Annotated in this window: 18 protein-coding genes and 1 other annotated feature; of the genes, 17 read left to right on the top strand and 1 reads right to left on the bottom strand. The window is 39.8% G+C overall.

The window, feature by feature from the left end; translation table 11 throughout:
* Positions 1-139 precede the first annotated feature (139 nt).
* The 17 genes from cysE (at position 140) to rpoC (ending at position 16404) form a co-directional block, all read left to right on the top strand.
* A complete protein-coding gene (gene cysE / locus TJ68_RS00785) occupies positions 140-793 on the top strand; it encodes a serine O-acetyltransferase (RefSeq protein ID WP_040928217.1) in 654 nt (217 codons plus the stop codon).
* On the top strand, positions 777-2171 hold the full coding sequence (gene cysS / locus TJ68_RS00790; protein WP_040928218.1) for a cysteine--tRNA ligase: 1395 nt from the start codon (positions 777-779) through the stop codon (positions 2169-2171). The genes cysE and cysS overlap by 17 nt, the downstream gene beginning before the upstream one ends.
* Positions 2164-2547 (top strand): Mini-ribonuclease 3, encoded by a 384-nt coding sequence (locus TJ68_RS00795; protein WP_040928219.1) that lies wholly within the window; start codon positions 2164-2166, stop codon positions 2545-2547. Before cysS ends, TJ68_RS00795 begins: the two co-directional genes overlap by 8 nt.
* Positions 2544-3281, top strand: a complete 738-nt coding sequence (rlmB, locus tag TJ68_RS00800) for a 23S rRNA (guanosine(2251)-2'-O)-methyltransferase RlmB (protein WP_040928220.1) — start codon at positions 2544-2546, stop codon at positions 3279-3281. The genes TJ68_RS00795 and rlmB overlap by 4 nt, the downstream gene beginning before the upstream one ends.
* Positions 3282-3285: 4 nt before the next feature.
* Complete coding sequence (locus tag TJ68_RS00805) at positions 3286-3810, top strand: NYN domain-containing protein (protein ID WP_040928221.1); 525 nt, start codon at positions 3286-3288, stop codon at positions 3808-3810.
* A gap of 58 nt (positions 3811-3868) precedes the next feature.
* Positions 3869-4459 carry a sigma-70 RNA polymerase sigma factor region 4 domain-containing protein gene (locus TJ68_RS00810; protein ID WP_040928222.1) on the top strand — a complete coding sequence of 197 codons (591 nt, stop codon included), beginning with the start codon at positions 3869-3871 and terminating at the stop codon, positions 4457-4459.
* A gap of 53 nt (positions 4460-4512) precedes the next feature.
* Entirely contained in the window at positions 4513-4656 is a 144-nt protein-coding gene (gene rpmG, locus TJ68_RS08230; RefSeq protein ID WP_081643629.1) for a 50S ribosomal protein L33, read from the top strand.
* A gap of 16 nt (positions 4657-4672) precedes the next feature.
* On the top strand, positions 4673-4849 hold the full coding sequence (secE, locus tag TJ68_RS00815) for a preprotein translocase subunit SecE (protein ID WP_040928223.1): 177 nt from the start codon (positions 4673-4675) through the stop codon (positions 4847-4849).
* Between the two features lie 14 nt (positions 4850-4863).
* On the top strand, positions 4864-5406 hold the full coding sequence (gene nusG / locus TJ68_RS00820) for a transcription termination/antitermination protein NusG (protein WP_040928224.1): 543 nt from the start codon (positions 4864-4866) through the stop codon (positions 5404-5406).
* A 144-nt stretch (positions 5407-5550) separates the two neighbouring features.
* Positions 5551-5976 (top strand): 50S ribosomal protein L11, encoded by a 426-nt coding sequence (rplK, locus tag TJ68_RS00825; protein WP_040928225.1) that lies wholly within the window; start codon positions 5551-5553, stop codon positions 5974-5976.
* 71 nt (positions 5977-6047) lie between these two features.
* On the top strand, positions 6048-6749 hold the full coding sequence (gene rplA, locus TJ68_RS00830; protein WP_040928226.1) for a 50S ribosomal protein L1: 702 nt from the start codon (positions 6048-6050) through the stop codon (positions 6747-6749).
* A 47-nt stretch (positions 6750-6796) separates the two neighbouring features.
* Positions 6797-6941 (top strand) — a sequence feature (ribosomal protein L10 leader region).
* 27 nt (positions 6942-6968) lie between these two features.
* Positions 6969-7493: a 50S ribosomal protein L10 gene (rplJ, locus tag TJ68_RS00835; protein ID WP_040928227.1), complete on the top strand. Its 525-nt coding sequence runs from the start codon at positions 6969-6971 to the stop codon at positions 7491-7493.
* 37 nt (positions 7494-7530) lie between these two features.
* Positions 7531-7896 carry a 50S ribosomal protein L7/L12 gene (gene rplL / locus TJ68_RS00840; protein WP_040928228.1) on the top strand — a complete coding sequence of 122 codons (366 nt, stop codon included), beginning with the start codon at positions 7531-7533 and terminating at the stop codon, positions 7894-7896.
* A 73-nt stretch (positions 7897-7969) separates the two neighbouring features.
* Positions 7970-8566 carry a class I SAM-dependent methyltransferase gene (locus TJ68_RS00845; RefSeq protein ID WP_040928229.1) on the top strand — a complete coding sequence of 199 codons (597 nt, stop codon included), beginning with the start codon at positions 7970-7972 and terminating at the stop codon, positions 8564-8566.
* A gap of 77 nt (positions 8567-8643) precedes the next feature.
* Positions 8644-8883 (top strand): indolepyruvate ferredoxin oxidoreductase subunit alpha, encoded by a 240-nt coding sequence (locus tag TJ68_RS00850; RefSeq protein ID WP_040928230.1) that lies wholly within the window; start codon positions 8644-8646, stop codon positions 8881-8883.
* A 297-nt stretch (positions 8884-9180) separates the two neighbouring features.
* On the top strand, positions 9181-12723 hold the full coding sequence (rpoB, locus tag TJ68_RS00855) for a DNA-directed RNA polymerase subunit beta (RefSeq protein WP_040928231.1): 3543 nt from the start codon (positions 9181-9183) through the stop codon (positions 12721-12723).
* A gap of 39 nt (positions 12724-12762) precedes the next feature.
* Entirely contained in the window at positions 12763-16404 is a 3642-nt protein-coding gene (rpoC, locus tag TJ68_RS00860) for a DNA-directed RNA polymerase subunit beta' (RefSeq protein WP_040928232.1), read from the top strand.
* 100 nt (positions 16405-16504) lie between these two features.
* Here the strand turns inward: rpoC and TJ68_RS08460 are convergent.
* Positions 16505-16847: hypothetical protein (locus TJ68_RS08460; RefSeq protein WP_040928233.1), on the bottom strand; the 343-nt coding region annotated here is incomplete at its 5' end.

Consider the following 16847-nt stretch of genomic DNA (forward strand, 5'->3'; position numbering starts at 1 on the left):
TGAGCGCTATTACACTATGAGGATAAAAACGCCTTTTCATCTTATGGATCATGGCGTTTATTTTCAAAAAACCTCGAATCGCAACGATATTTTGTTAGATGGAAACCCACGACGCACCCCACTCACAAAAGGAGAGACAATGTTTAAAAGAATAAAAGAAGATATTGATATGGTGCTCGAGCTAGATCCAGCAGCGACGAGTCAGACGATGGTTTTTCTGACGTATTCTGGTATGCACGCTGTCTGGGGTCACTTGATTGCTCATTGGTTTTATAAGCACCGGATGTTTTTAATCGCGCGTATCATTTCACAAACGATTCGATTTTTTACAGGCATTGAGATTCACCCTGGCGCGACGATCGGCAGGAGGCTATTCATCGACCATGGGATGGGAATTGTCATTGGTGAAACGACGACGATTGGAGACGATGTTACGTTATACCAAGGAGTCACGCTTGGTGGTACCGGTAAAGAAAAGGGTAAGCGTCACCCGACGATTGAAGATAAAGTACTCGTCGCAACCGGCGCGCAGGTGCTTGGTAATATCACTATAGGCGAAGGCACGAATATCGGTGCGAACTCGGTCGTCTTAAAAAATGTGCCGTCGTACTCAACAGTCGTTGGAATTCCAGGACATATCGTTAGACGTCACGGTAAGCGTGTGCCAACAGATACGCTTAACCACAACAACTTACCAGATCCGATATTAAATAAAATTTTAGAATTAGAAAAAGAAATCACTCAATTTAAAGAAAAAGAGAGGAATGAGGTTAAAGATGGTTCACATATATAACACACTCACACGTCAAAAAGAAAAGTTTGTTCCAATTGAAGAAGGTAAAGTAAAAATGTACGTCTGCGGACCGACGGTGTATAACTATATCCATATCGGTAACGCACGTCCGGCAATCGTATTTGACACAGTGCGTCGCTACTTAGAATACCGCGGATATGATGTCACGTTCGTATCGAACTTCACTGACGTTGATGACAAGCTCATCAACGCGTCTAAAGAAACAGGTCAAACAGTTCCAGAAATTGCGGACAAATTTATCGAAGCATACTTTGAAGATACAGGTGCATTAAACGTCAAAAAAGCAGACGTCCACCCGAGAGTTATGGACCATATGGATGACATCATCGCATTCATTGAAACGTTAATCGATAAAGGACATGCTTATGAGCGAGATGGAGACGTATACTTTAAAACACGTTCATACGACGGTTACGGGCAGTTATCTAAACAGTCTATCGACGATTTAAAAGTCGGTGCACGTATCCAGCAAGGTGAAAGTAAAGACGATCCACTTGATTTTGCGTTATGGAAGCACGAAAAAGAAGATGAAATTAGCTGGGATAGTCCGTGGGGTAAAGGGCGTCCAGGTTGGCATATCGAATGCTCGGTAATGGCGACAAAACATTTAGGCAAGACAATGGATATTCATGCGGGTGGGCAAGACTTAACGTTCCCACATCACGAAAACGAAATCGCTCAATCAGAATGTTGCACAGACGAAACGTTCGCCAATTATTGGATGCATAACGGCTACATCAACATCGACAACGAAAAGATGTCGAAATCACTCGGTAACTTTATCACTGTACACGATATTTTAAAAGAACTCGATCCAAACATTTTACGATTCTTTATGCTAAGTGTGCATTACCGCGGACCAATTAACTTTAACCGAGAACTTGTCGACTCAGCAGCTGCTGGCTTAGACAGAATTTTAACCGCATATAATACCGCAGTAGAACGTAGAGGACACGCAATCAGCACAGAATTAGACGATAAAGAACTCGACTTCGTCAAAGAAAATATAAATACGTTTGAAGAAGCGATGGACGACGACTTCAACACAGCGAACGCCATTACAGCGTGGCACGAACTTGCAACGCGCTTAAACAAATATATGCGCCGTGACGCAACGAACAAAGATGTTCTTGACGCTTATATTAACGCATACGATGCATACAGTAACGTTCTTGGTATTACACTTGAACAGGAAGAATTACTTTTAGACGATGAAATAGAAGTGCTAATCGAAGAGCGGGAAGCGGCACGTAAAGAGAAAGATTTTGCCCGTGCAGATGAAATTCGTGACACACTTCATGAAAAAGGCATTATTTTAGAAGACACAAAAGACGGAGTGAAATTCCGCCGTGGATAATTTATATGACATTCACGACTTAACAAAAGCATACGTCGGTGACGCAGTATACAGTATGTATGTCCGTAAACATATTGTGGACTCGTCACCTCGTATTCGAGCAAACGACGCGCATCAACTCGGCACGACGTTTGAAAAGGCGACGAGTCAATCGAAAGCGTTACGGGCACTCGAAGATATATTAACGGATGAAGAAAAAGAAATTGTTAGACGTGCAAAAAATAAAAAGAGCAATACGAAAGCAAAGAGCGCAACGAGCAAAGAGTATCAAGAAGCAACGGGGTTAGAAGCCCTCGTCGGAGTGTTATATTTAAACGAAAAGTATGATAGGCTCGATGCGCTTTTTGAAATTATAGTGCGAGGTGAGTATTTATGAGTGAATCTGTTCTTGCAGGACGTCATGCAGTTAAAGAGGCGTTACAAGGTGATCGTGATTTAAACAAGATTTTAATCCAAGATAGTATTGAGAAGCATCAAATTAACGATATTTTAAAGCTTGCAAAGAAAAACAAAGTCGTCGTTCAAACGGTTCCTAAAAGTAAATTAGAATCGTTTACGAATGAACGTCATCAAGGGATTATCGCATTTATCAGTGCATATAAATATATGCCGTTAGACACTCTCATTCAAAACGTCGAAGGAAAGAAAGCGAATCTTCTCTTACTCGACGGCTTAGAAGATCCACATAACTTAGGAAGTATATTACGTACAGCGGACGCGACAGGATTTGACGCGGTAATTATTCCGAATAGACGTAGCGTACAAATTACAGATACAGTCGCACGCGTGTCAGTTGGTGCGGTCGAACACGTCCCAGTCGTACGCGTAACAAACGTCAACCAAGCGATCGACAAACTAAAAGACGCAGGGTTTTGGACGGTCGGTACGACGATGGATGCGCCGATGGACTATAGAGAATACCCGGCAGACATTAATACGGTACTTATTATCGGAAATGAAGGGGACGGCATTAGTAAAAAGACGTTAGAAAAATGTGATTTTACTGTAACGATTCCAATGGTCGGTAAAATATCGAGCTTAAACGCTTCGGTATCCGCAGGCATTTTAATGTACGAAGTGTACCGTAAACAACACCCGTTAAAAGAGTAGCGTCATGAAAAGAAGACAAAAAATAATGTTAGTCGACGGGTACAATTTGATCGGGGCAAATAAACGACTTACCGAAGAGAGTCGGTTAAGTTTAGAATACGCACGCGAAGAATTACTTACGATATTAAGTGAATATCAAGCCGTATCAAAGTACGACGTCATTTGTGTATTCGATGCGTACGAGGTGAAATCAAAAGAGACGGTGTACGACTATCACGGTGTCCAAGTCGTTTTTACAAAAGAAAAAGAAACCGCCGACGAATATATCGAACGTTTCGTTTATAAGTACTTCCATCCTCACTTAACGGAGATTACAGTCGTAACGAGTGATTTACCAGAGCAAAACGCGATATTTTCTTACGGAGCGTACAGAATTCCATCGAGAGAAATGTGGGAAGACTTAAAACATGCAGAAAAAAATATTAGTGTCGAAATTGAAGCAATAAATCAAAAAGTGCCTAAGACAAAATTAAATATTAGTGACGATATTTTAGCAGAACTTGAAAAACTGCGACGTGGCAAGCGTTAGGGCGACTTGTGAGTTACAACTTTCGTATGTATGATATATACAAAAACGGGAGGTATTCATGTACAACATTCGTTCGTTTTTGTTATTTATTTACGAAGATTCGAAACTCAATGAATATGTCGAACACGTAAAAAATGGGAAGCTCGATTACTTTGACAAGATCGATGAGGCTATTCGTTTAAAAGTACGTAAAATGACATATAAACATACGCGAGACCCTTATGAAAGAGAAGACTTAGAACAGATGATTATGGAGTATTTACTCCACGCGTGCTTTAGATACGACAAAAGACTTGGTGACTTTCATAATTACGCAATACGATCTGCATATTTAGAACTAAAAAAACGTAGTGTGTATTTTTATCGATTAAATAGTAAAGAAACGACGAGCAACGAACTGTCAAACTACGTGTGTGACAAAGTAGAAACGTACGACCGCATCGATCAAATCATAAACCGAGATCAGTACTCTTATATGCTCCAAGATAAAAAGACGTTTTCAGATTACGAGCGGGCTGTGTTAAAATATTTAGGAGAGCATTATACATTTGATGAAATTAGCGAAAAGTTAAAAACGAATCGTAAATCGATTCAAAATACATTGTACCGTGTCCTTCGTAAAAAAGAGAAACAGCACGGCGTTTATTGACAAACGTAGACTTTAATCGGTATAGTATATAAGAATTGAAATGAGGTAATGAGATGAAAGTTGCATTACTATGTAGCGAGTGTGGCAGTCGTAACTATCACGTTAAACAAGCTGCCGAGAAAGATGGCACGAGACTCACGATGAAAAAGTTCTGTAAACAATGCAACCGACATACGATTCATAAAAGTTCCATATAAGATGAGGAGGCGTCGCATGAATAACGATAGAAATTTCCTTGCAAACGTCGTCAGTGAAATGAAAAAAGTAAGTTGGCCAACTGGTAAAGAAGTAGTGAATTATACGTCAATCGTTGTTTTCACTGTTATCTTCTTCTTATTCTTTTTCTACGCGATTGATATAGGTATTACGTATTTAATTGATGCAATGTAATGAGGGAGGATATTATGTCCGAAGAAAAACAATGGTATGCCATTCATACTTACTCAGGCTATGAAAACAAAGTACATCAAAACTTACTTGCACGTTTAGAGTCGATGAACATGCAAGACCAAATTTTCCGTGTCGTTGTACCAGAAGAAGAGGAAACGACGATTAAAGATGGTAAAAAGAAAACACAAATGAAAAAGACATTCCCAGGTTACGTCTTAGTTGAGATGATCATGACAGATGAGTCTTGGTACGTCGTACGTAACACACCTGGAGTAACTGGTTTTGTCGGTTCTCAAGGTGCTGGAATTAAACCGAACCCATTATTAAAAGAAGAAGCACGCTTCATCTTAAGACAAATGGGTATGTCAGAGCGCATCGTAGACTTCGACGTAGAAATCGGAGAATCAGTTAAAATTATCGATGGTCCGTTTAATAATCAATTCGGTACGATCGAAGAAATCGACGAGCAACACTTTAAACTGACTGTATTAGTTGAATTATTTGGACGTGAAACACCAGTTGAAGTCGAGTACGACCAAATCGAAAAAATCGACTAAAAAACAATTGAAAAGACAAGTGAAGTATGTTACTATGAGATGGTTGCAAAAATGCGACCATCTTTTTTATGTAAAAAGATATGAGTGGGAGGATGAAATCTTAGCATCCTGTGACCACATCACGAGAATGAGGAGGTTGACATCGTGGCTAAAAAAGTTATCAACGTTGTTAAATTACAAATCCCTGCAGGTAAAGCAACTCCTGCACCACCAGTTGGACCAGCATTAGGTCAAGCAGGTATTAACATTATGGGATTCACAAAAGAGTTTAACGCACAAACTCAAGACCAAGCAGGTCTTTTAATTCCAGTGGAGATTTCAGTATATGAAGACCGTTCATTTACTTTCATCACAAAAACTCCACCAGCAGCAGTTCTTCTTAAAAAAGCAGCTAAAGTTGAAAAAGGTTCTGGTGAACCTAACAAAAACAAAGTTGCTGAAGTAACTGAAGCACAAGTTCGCGAAATCGCTGAACTTAAAATGGAAGACTTAAACGCAGCAGACGTTGAAGCGGCAATGCGCATGGTAGAAGGTACTGCACGCAGCATGGGCTTCACTGTTAAAAAGTAATAATTATTTAAAAGAAAAAGTATTGGTACATGTGGGAGGTTCACCCGCTATAACCACAAGGAGGAATATAAATGGCTAAGAGAAGTAAAAAGTATCTTGAAGCTTCAAAGAAAGTAGACTCTGAAGCAGTATACTCAATCGAAGATGCTATTAAGCTTGCACAAGAAACAAGCACAACAAACTTTGATGCGTCAGTAGACGTAGCTTTCCGCCTAGGTATTGATACACGTAAAAACGACCAACAAATCCGTGGTGCGATCGTATTACCAAACGGAACTGGTAAATCACAACGTGTATTAGTGTTCGCAAAAGGTGAAAAAGCGAAAGAAGCAGAAGCAGCTGGAGCTGACTACGTAGGAGAAGCAGAACTTGCTGAAAAAATCAACGGTGGTTGGTTTGACTTTGACGTAATCGTTGCAACACCAGACATGATGGGAGAAGTTGGTAAACTTGGTCGTGTGTTAGGACCTAAAGGTTTAATGCCAAACCCTAAAACTGGTACAGTAACGATGGACGTTACAAAAGCAGTTGAAGAAATCAAAGCTGGTAAAGTAGAATACCGTGCTGAAAAATCTGGTATCGTTCACTCTACAATCGGTAAAGTGTCATTCGGTACTGATAAATTAGTTGAAAACTTCAACGCTTTACACGAAGCTTTAGTAAAAGCTAAACCAGCAACTGCAAAAGGCGTTTACTTCCGTTCAGTTGCAGTTTCTAGCACGATGGGTCCTGGTATTAAATTAGATCCATCACAAGTTAGAACAGACGTTTAAAAAATAAATTGACAAGAGTAAATGTACGTGGTATATTTACTCTTGTATTAAATTTAGATGTTTTACCTAAGACAGTAGGAGTCTAAGACTTAAAACACAATCCTACCGAGGCAAACAAAAATGACTTGTATATTATTTATAAATATATGAGCACTTTTTGCCCTGGGTAAAAGGTGCTTTTTTTATTGCACCGATAATTTTCAAAACGGAGGTGTAACTATGACAAATGTTATCGAAAGAAAGAAACAACACGTTTCTGAAATCGCGGAACAATTCAAAAACTCAGTTTCAACAATCGTAGTTGATTACCAAGGTCTTTCAGTTGCTGAAGCAACAGCACTTCGTAAACAACTTAGAGAAGCTGGTGTTGAGTTCCACGTTTACAAAAACACGATGGTACGTCGTGCGTTACAAGAGGCTGGAATCGAAGGATTAGAAGAACACTTAACTGGTCCAAACGCGATCGCGTTCTCAAACGAAGACGTAATTGCTCCAGCGAAAGTACTTCACAGCTTCTCAAAAGAGCATGAAGCACTTGAAATTAAAGCAGGTATCATCGAAGGTGAAATTGCAGACGTAGAAAGCGTTAAAGCAATCGCAACTTTACCATCAAAAGACGGACTTGTATCTATGTTACTTTCTGTTCTTCAAGCGCCAATGCGCAACTTCGCTTATGCAGTTAAAGCAGTTGGAGAGCAAAAAGAAGAAGGTACAGACGCAGTAGAAGAAACTGAAGAAGCATAATTAAAATTAAAAAAGTTAAAAATTGGAGGATTTAATAATGGCTAATAAAGATCAAATCATTGAAGCAATTAAAGAAATGTCAGTATTAGAATTAAACGAATTAGTTGAAGCTATTGAAGAAGAGTTTGGTGTAACAGCAGCAGCTCCAGTAGCAGTAGCAGGTGGCGCAGCTGAAGGTGGCGCTGAAGAAAAATCTGAGTTCGACGTTGAACTTACAGATGCAGGTTCATCTAAAATCAAAGTTATCAAAGCAGTTCGTGAAGCAACTGGTCTTGGACTTAAAGATGCAAAAGAGCTTGTTGACAACGCTCCTAAAGTTATCAAAGAAGCATTACCTAAAGAAGAAGCAGAAGCACTTAAAGCACAACTTGAAGAAGTTGGAGCTAGCGTAGAGCTTAAATAATTAAAATATGATATTTTAGACTTATAAACATTATGTTTATAAGTCTTTTTTTCTACATAAAAGGAGGGTGTTTATGTCACATTACTATACGACAGATGATACACCGCATGATTTTAAAGAAATTAAATATAATATAAAGGGTAAAACATATATGTTTACGACAGATCGTGGTGTGTTTTCAAAAGACCGTGTTGATTTTGGTTCGGACGTATTATTAAATGCAGTGTTAGAAGATTACGATGGTCCTGGGTACTTCATCGATATGGGTGCTGGGTACGGACCAGTGAGTATCGTACTCGCCGACCATTACGACGGAGACGGTGTTGCGGTTGAAGTAAATGAAGATGCAATCAGTGTTCTAGATACGAACATGCATAACAATAACGTAAGTTTTGATATCGTTAAAAGAGAAATGTATGATGATATGGAGTTAAAAGCTGATTTATACGTAACGAATCCGCCGTTTAGAGCAGGAAAAGATACAGTGCTTGAAATTATTAACGATAGTTATGAACGATTAGTCGATCGCGGTGCGTTTTATATGGTTGTTCAAAAAAAGCAAGGTATGCCGTCATATTTAAAACATTTAGAAACGTTATATGGAAATGTAGAAAAACTAAAAAAGAGTAAAGGTTACTACATCTTAAAGAGTATTAAACACGTTAGTTAGAATTATTGTTTAATATTAAAGAAAATAGGTGTACAATGAAAAATATAGAAAAGAGAAGTCAGTGAGGAGGCCGAACTATGGCATATGTAATTTTACAACCGTGTGCAGCAGAAAAGTCTGGTGATTGCGTAGACGTGTGTCCTGTAGATTGTATCGAGGAAGGCGAAGATCAGTTCTACATCGATCCGGATATTTGTATCGACTGTGGTGCGTGTGTCGCAGTGTGTCCAGTAGATGCGATTGTCGAAGAATCAGAAATGCTACCAGAAGAAGAAATTTACCTCAAAAAAGCAGAAGAGTTTTATGCGAATAGATAAGTAGATATACTCCATTAACATTTTGTTAGTGGAGTGTTTTTGTTATTCAAAGCTATGTGAAATCAGTCAAATTTACAAGAGATAATAATTTGACTTGACAAATTAGCTGTGATATAGTTGTTAAATGAATATTATTATCAAGAAGTATGTATATTTTTCGAAAGCACGTATTGGTAGAAGCTTTTGAATAAGTCAATGTTTATAGGAAATGGAGTTGTTTAATTCCGTTTTCTTTTTTGTCTTATGAGGTCTATCTGTTGATAATAGTGGGAAATATTTTTAGGGGTGAATCTGTCGATGAGTCAAGTGATTCAGTATGGAAAACATGCAAAACGTAGAAGCTATTCACGTATCGAAGAGAAGTTGGAGTTGCCGAACTTAATTGAAATTCAAACGAATTCTTATGAATGGTTTCTGAAATCTGGCTTAATCGAAATGTTTAAAGATATCTCACCTGTTGAGGATTTCACAGGAAACATTTCGCTTGAGTTTGTCGACTATAAACTCGGAGAGCCTAAATACAACGTCGATGAGGCTAAAAACCACGACGCTACGTATTCAGCGCCTTTAAGAGTTAAAGTTAGACTCATTATTAAAGAAACTGGTGAAGTAAAAGAACAAGAAGTGTTTATGGGAGATTTCCCTCTCATGACAGATACAGGTACATTCATTATTAACGGTGCAGAACGTGTTATCGTTTCTCAGTTAGTCCGTAGTCCTTCTGTGTATTACTCGGATAAGCTCGATAAAAATGGTAGAACGAGCTACACAGCGACAGTTATTCCTAACCGTGGTGCATGGTTAGAGTATGAAATGGACGCAAGAGATACGGTTTACGTAAAAATCGACCGTACGCGTAAAATGCCAATTACGGTATTACTACGTGCGTTAGGTTTCGCTACAGATCAACAAATCGTTGACTTATTAGGGGACAGCGAATATTTAAGAAACACATTAGACAAAGACACAACAGAAACAGTCGATCAAGCATTACTTGAAATATATGAAAGATTACGTCCAGGTGAACCGCCAACAGTTGAAAACGCAAGAAACTTACTATATACACGTTTCTTTGATCCAAAGCGTTATGACTTAGCGGCAGTTGGTCGTTATAAGATGAACAAAAAACTTCACTTACAAAACCGTCTATTCAACCAAGTCGTTGCAGAACCACTTGTTGATACAGAAACTGGTGAAGTAATCGTTGAAGCAGGTACGACAATTGATCGTCGTACGCTCGACAATATTATGGAACAACTTGAAACGACAGTGAACTTAAAAACGTTTGAATTCGAAAACGGCATTTTAGAAGAGCCAGTAGAAATTCAATCGATTAAAGTTAAATCTAACGTCGATGGTGACGAAGATACAACGACAAACATCATCGGTAACGCGTTCCCTGACAAAGAAGTGAAATCTATCACGCCGTCAGACATTATCGCGTCAATCAGTTATTACTTTAACTTATTAAATGGCGTTGGACATACAGACGACATCGACCATTTAGGTAACCGTCGTTTACGTAGTGTCGGTGAGTTATTACAAAACCAATTCCGTATTGGTGTTGCACGTATGGAACGTGTCATTCGCGAAAGAATGTCAATTCAAGACAAAAACACAGTGACACCGCAACAACTCATTAACATTCGTCCGGTAATCGCATCGATTAAAGAGTTCTTTGGTAGCTCTCAATTATCTCAGTTCATGGACCAAACGAACCCACTTGCTGAGTTAACGCATAAGAGACGTTTATCAGCACTTGGACCAGGTGGTTTAACGAGAGAACGTGCAGGAATGGAAGTACGTGACGTACACTATTCTCACTACGGACGTATGTGTCCAATTGAAACACCAGAGGGACCAAACATCGGTCTAATCAACTCGTTATCAAGTTTTGCACGCGTCAACGAGTTCGGATTTATCGAAACGCCGTATCGTCGTGTAGATCCTGAAACGAATGCGGTCACTAACAGAATCGACTACTTAACTGCAGATGAAGAAGAACAGTTTGTCGTCGCACAAGCGAACGCAGAGTTAAACGAAGACGGTACGTTTAAAAATGAAGAAGTCATCTGTCGTTTCCGTGGAAACAACACAGCAATGCATAGAGATAAAATGGACTACATGGACGTATCACCAAAACAAGTTGTATCAGCAGCGACAGCATGTATTCCGTTCTTAGAAAACGACGACGCGAACCGTGCATTAATGGGTGCGAACATGCAACGTCAAGCAGTGCCGTTACTCATTCCGGACTCACCGTACGTCGGTACAGGTATGGAACACGTAACAGCAAAAGACTCAGGTGCAGCAGTTGTTTCGCGTTATAAAGGTGTTGTAGAACACGTAGAAGCGCGTGAAATTCACGTGCGTCGTTACGTCGATAAAAATGGCGACGGAAACTATACGAAAACAGAAGAAATCGATAAATATAAACTTGTGAAATTTGAACGTTCAAACGCAGGTACTTGTTATACTCAGCGCCCAATCGTATCACTTGGCGATGAAGTCGAAAAAGGTGAAATTTTAGCGGACGGTCCATCTATGGACAACGGTGAAATGGCACTTGGACAAAACGTCGTCGTCGGATTTATGATGTGGGACGGTTATAACTACGAAGACGCAGTTATCATGTCTGAGCGTTTAGTAAAAGACGACGTTTATACGTCGATTCACATTGAAGAGTATGAATCAGAATCAAGAGATACAAAACTTGGTCCTGAAGAGATCACAAGAGACATTCCAAACGTTTCTGAATCTGCAATGAAAAAGTTAGACGAGCGCGGTATCGTGTACGTCGGTGCAGAAGTTAAAGACGGAGATATTTTAGTTGGTAAAGTAACACCTAAAGGTGTGACAGAACAAACTCCAGAAGACCGTTTGTTACACGCAATCTTCGGTGAAAAAGCACGTGAAGTTAGAGATACGTCACTTCGTGTACCACACGGTGCGGGCGGTATCGTCTTAGACGTTAAAGTGTTTAACCGTGAAGACGGTCACGAATTATCACCAGGAGTGAACCAACTCGTGCGCGTATATATCGTTCAAAAGAGAAAAATCTCAGTCGGAGATAAAATGGCAGGACGTCACGGTAACAAAGGGGTTATCTCGACAATTCTTCCAGAAGAAGATATGCCATTCTTACCAGACGGGACACCTATCGATATTATGTTAAACCCACTCGGAGTACCTTCACGTATGAACATCGGACAGGTGTTAGAGCTTCACTTAGGTATGGCAGCGCGTGAGATGGGACTTAAGATGGCAACGCCAGTATTTGACGGTGCGAACGAAGAAGACGTTTGGAGCACGATGGAAGAAGCAGGGCTCGCAAGAGACGGTAAAACAGTACTATATGACGGACGTACAGGTGAACCATTTGAAAACCGTGTATCTGTCGGTGTTATGTACATGCTGAAATTATCACACATGGTTGATGATAAGCTTCACGCAAGAAGTACTGGACCATACTCACTCGTAACACAGCAACCACTTGGTGGTAAAGCACAGTTTGGTGGACAAAGATTCGGTGAGATGGAAGTATGGGCGCTTGAAGCATACGGTGCAGCATACACGTTACAAGAAATTCTAACGGTGAAATCAGACGACACAATCGGTCGTGTGAACACGTATGAAGCAATTGTAAAAGGTGAAAACTTACCGAACCCAAGTATTCCAGAATCATTCCGAGTACTTATGAAAGAGTTACAATCACTCGGACTTGAAGTGTCGATTATGGATGATGAAGACAACGAAGTGAACATGAACACAGTCGTTGAAGACGACGTCCAAAGAGAATCAGAACGTGATAATGACAAAGACGAAGTTGTATCGAAATAAAAGTTGAGCTTACAGCAGACTTTTAGGGAGGAACGCTCAATGATAGATGTAAATAGATTTCAATATATGAAAATTGGGCTGGCGTCACCTGAAAAAATTCGCTCATGGTCGAGCGGTGAGGTTAAGAAGCCAGAAACAATTAACTATAGAACTTTAAAACCAGAAAAAGATGGACTGTTCTGTGAGAAGATTTTCGGTCCAACGAAAGACTGGGAGTGTGCGTGTGGTAAATATAAACGTATTCGCCATAAAGGACACGTTTGTGAAAACTGTGGTGTAGAAGTCACACGTGCGAAAGTACGCCGTGAGAGAATGGGGCACATTGAACTTGCTGCCCCTGTCTCACACATTTGGTACTTTAAAGGAATCCCTTCACGTATGGGATTACTGTTAGATATGTCACCACGTTCATTAGAAGAAGTAATTTACTTTGCGTCATACGTCGTCATCGAACCGGGTCCAACAGGGCTTGAAAAACGTGACTTATTAAGTGAACGTGAATACCGTGAGTACTACATGGAATACGGTGACAGATTTAACGCTAAAATGGGTGCAGAAGCAATTAAAGAATTGCTTGAAAACATCGATTTAGATAAAGAACTCGACGAGTTAAAAGAAGAGTTGGAAACAGCGACAGGACAACGTTTAACACGTGCAATTCGTCGTTTAGAAGTCGTTGAAGCATTTAGAAACTCAGGAAACAAACCTGAGTGGATGGTACTAGACGCTCTACCAGTCATTCCACCAGACATTCGTCCAATGGTGCAGTTAGACGGTGGACGTTTTGCAACGAGTGACTTAAACGATTTATATCGTCGTGTAATTAACCGTAACAACCGCTTAAAACGTTTATTAGATCTCGGTGCACCTGGGATCATCGTCCAAAACGAAAAACGTATGTTACAAGAAGCGGTCGATGCTTTAATTGATAACGGTCGTCGTGGACGTCCAGTTACTGGACCAGGAAACCGTCCGTTAAAATCACTTTCACATATGTTAAAAGGTAAACAGGGGCGTTTCCGTCAAAACTTACTCGGTAAACGTGTAGACTATTCAGGTCGTTCAGTAATCGTCGTTGGTCCAAACTTAAAAATGTACCAATGTGGATTACCACGTGAAATGGCATTAGAGCTATTTAAACCATTCGTTATGAGAGAACTTGTGAAAAGAGATCTCGCTACGAACATTAAAAATGCGAAAAATAAAATCGAACGTTTAGATGAGTCGATTTGGGATGTATTAGAATACGTTATCCGTGAACATCCGGTGTTACTAAACCGTGCACCAACGCTTCACAGACTCGGTATCCAAGCGTTTGAAGCTGTACTCGTTGAAGGGCGTGCAATTAAATTACACCCACTCGTAACGACAGCATATAACGCGGATTTTGACGGTGACCAAATGGCGGTACACGTACCACTTTCAAAAGAAGCACAAGCAGAAGCTCGTATGTTAATGCTTGCAGCATCAAACATTCTAAACCCGAAAGATGGTAAGCCAGTCGTGACACCGTCACAAGACATGGTACTTGGTAACTACTACTTAACGTTAGAAAAGCCAGGTGCAAAACGTGAAGGACGTATCTTCAAAGACTTTGAAGAAGTCGTTATGGCATACCGCTCTGGATATGCATCACTGCATACGAGAATTGGTGTGCATACAGGCGCAATGTCTGAAGAAAAAATCGCTGAAGAAAACCGCGGTAAGATCTTAATGACGACAGTTGGTAAAGTAATCTTTAACGAGATCATGCCTCCGTCATTCCCTTACTTAAACGAACCAACACGTGAAAACTTAGAGCGTAAAACGCCAGACCGTTTCTTCATCAAAGCAGAAGACCTTGGTGAAGCGGGACTAGTTGGTAAGTTTAAAGAGCAAGAACCTGTAAAATCATTCGATAAGAAATTCTTAGGTCAAATCATCGCTGAAGTATTCAACAAGTTCCATATTACGGAAACGTCAGTCATGTTAGACCGAATGAAAGATTTAGGGTTCAAATACTCAACGCGTGCAGGTATTACAGTTGGGGTATCAGACATCGTCGTCTTACCGAACAAACAAAAACTGATTGAAGCGACAGAAGAAAAAGTTGAAACAGTTCAAAGACAATATGACCGTGGTTTAATTACAGAAGAAGAGCGTTACAACACAGTTATTAAACTATGGACAGATATTAAAGACGAAATCCAAGATAAACTTATGGATTCGTTAGATAAATTCAACCCGATTTACATGATGGCAGATTCAGGTGCCCGTGGTAACGCATCTAACTTTACTCAGCTTGCAGGTATGCGTGGACTCATGGCGAACCCGTCAGGTCAAATTATCGAGTTACCAATCAAGTCGAGCTTCCGTGAAGGGTTAACAGTACTCGAGTACTTCATCTCAACACACGGTGCGCGTAAAGGATTAGCCGATACAGCACTTAAGACTGCAGACTCAGGTTACTTAACGAGAAGACTTGTAGACGTTGCTCAAGACGTAATTGTCCGCGAGCAAGATTGTGGAACAGACAAAGGACTTAGAGTATCAGAAATTCGTGAAGGCGGAGAAGTGATCGAGCCGTTATTTGACCGTCTAGAAGGACGTTATGCAAAAGAAACGGTTAGACACCCGAATACGAACGAAGTCATCGTCGGTTCAAATGAACTGATCACGACAGATATCGCAAAAGAAATTGTTAATGCAGGTATTGAATCAGTAGTCATTCGTTCAGCATTCACATGTAACACGCGTTACGGTGTATGTGAGAAATGTTACGGTAAAAACCTTGCGACTGGTGAAAAAGTTGAAGTTGGTGAAGCAATTGGTACAATCGCGGCACAATCAATCGGTGAGCCAGGTACACAGTTAACGATGCGTACATTCCACACAGGTGGGGTTGCAGGATCAGACATTACGATGGGTCTTCCACGTATCCAAGAATTATTCGAAGCGCGTAACCCGAAAGGGGAAGCTGTCATTTCAGAAATTGAAGGAACAATCGCTTCAATCGAAATGATTAAAGACCGTCAACAAGAAATTAAAGTAAAAGGTGACGAAGAAACACGTACGTACACAGCACCAGCAAATGCGAGAGTAATCGTAGAAGAAGGAGACAAAGTATCTCCAGGTGAAATGTTAACAGACGGTTCAATCGAGCCTAAGAACTTATTAAAAGTTGCAGGTTTAAACAAAACGCAAGAATATCTATTAAAAGAAGTACAAAAAGTATATCGTTCACAAGGGGTAGAAATCGACGACAAACACGTCGAAGTAATGGTTCGTCAAATGTTACGTAAAGTACGTATCATCGACGCAGGAGAAACATCACTTATCCCTGGAGCGTTAGTAGATATCCACACGTTCCAAGAAGCAAACAAAGTCGTATTCAAAGAAAGAAAACGACCAGCAACAGCAAAACCTGTACTATTAGGAATTACAAAAGCATCACTAGAAACAGAAAGTTTCTTATCTGCAGCGTCATTCCAAGAAACGACTCGTGTCTTAACAGATGCGGCAATCAAAGGAAAACGCGACGACTTACTCGGACTGAAAGAAAACGTCATAATCGGTAAACTGATCCCAGCAGGAACAGGAATGAACCGATACCGCGACATCGACATCGAAGTCGAAGGACAAGACGAAAGATTACAGTTAGAAGCTGAAGAGAGAGAAGCGGAACTAGTTGAAGAAAATTAAAAAATAAAACGATAATCCCCATTCAAGTAAGTAGTATGTACTAATACTGGAATGGGGATTTTAATATTTAAAGAATGTTTTAATAACTATATTTAATTGTTTAAAAATCAACACTTATTGATTTATAACTTAAATATTCAGCCAATTTGTTTATATTAGAGATATCGTCTATAGTAGGTACATTATTAATTAGTACAATTTGTTTTCCTTCAATAGCATCTATGGGGAAATTTGTAACAATTATATCTGAAGATAGACTTTCCAGATTATTGATATCAAACGAATTAAATGGATATTTATATATTTTTGCTTGATCTATTAGATTTTTCTCTAAAATTTCAACAAGCCATTGGTCGTGATTATACTCAGTGTCGGAAATGACAGTTACTTTTACATTTTCTCTTTTGGAATAAAGATCCTTAAAAAGATATCTCCAATTAATA

The organism is Nosocomiicoccus massiliensis, assembly GCF_000438455.1.
In the GTDB taxonomy this organism is placed as follows: Bacteria; Bacillota; Bacilli; order Staphylococcales; family Salinicoccaceae; genus Nosocomiicoccus; species Nosocomiicoccus massiliensis.

Bases quoted from the DNA above. Each gene is read 5' to 3' on its own strand.
- cysE (WP_040928217.1), top strand. From the start codon at position 140: ATGTTTAAAAGAATAAAAGAAGATATTGATATGGTGCTCGAGCTAGAT.
- cysS (WP_040928218.1), top strand. From the start codon at position 777: ATGGTTCACATATATAACACACTCACACGTCAAAAAGAAAAGTTTGTT.
- rlmB (WP_040928220.1), top strand. From the start codon at position 2,544: ATGAGTGAATCTGTTCTTGCAGGACGTCATGCAGTTAAAGAGGCGTTA.
- TJ68_RS00805 (WP_040928221.1), top strand. From the start codon at position 3,286: ATGAAAAGAAGACAAAAAATAATGTTAGTCGACGGGTACAATTTGATC.
- TJ68_RS00810 (WP_040928222.1), top strand. From the start codon at position 3,869: ATGTACAACATTCGTTCGTTTTTGTTATTTATTTACGAAGATTCGAAA.
- rpmG (WP_081643629.1), top strand. From the start codon at position 4,513: ATGAAAGTTGCATTACTATGTAGCGAGTGTGGCAGTCGTAACTATCAC.
- secE (WP_040928223.1), top strand. From the start codon at position 4,673: ATGAATAACGATAGAAATTTCCTTGCAAACGTCGTCAGTGAAATGAAA.
- nusG (WP_040928224.1), top strand. From the start codon at position 4,864: ATGTCCGAAGAAAAACAATGGTATGCCATTCATACTTACTCAGGCTAT.
- rplA (WP_040928226.1), top strand. From the start codon at position 6,048: ATGGCTAAGAGAAGTAAAAAGTATCTTGAAGCTTCAAAGAAAGTAGAC.
- rplJ (WP_040928227.1), top strand. From the start codon at position 6,969: ATGACAAATGTTATCGAAAGAAAGAAACAACACGTTTCTGAAATCGCG.
- rplL (WP_040928228.1), top strand. From the start codon at position 7,531: ATGGCTAATAAAGATCAAATCATTGAAGCAATTAAAGAAATGTCAGTA.
- TJ68_RS00845 (WP_040928229.1), top strand. From the start codon at position 7,970: ATGTCACATTACTATACGACAGATGATACACCGCATGATTTTAAAGAA.
- TJ68_RS00850 (WP_040928230.1), top strand. From the start codon at position 8,644: ATGGCATATGTAATTTTACAACCGTGTGCAGCAGAAAAGTCTGGTGAT.
- rpoB (WP_040928231.1), top strand. From the start codon at position 9,181: ATGAGTCAAGTGATTCAGTATGGAAAACATGCAAAACGTAGAAGCTAT.
- rpoC (WP_040928232.1), top strand. From the start codon at position 12,763: ATGATAGATGTAAATAGATTTCAATATATGAAAATTGGGCTGGCGTCA.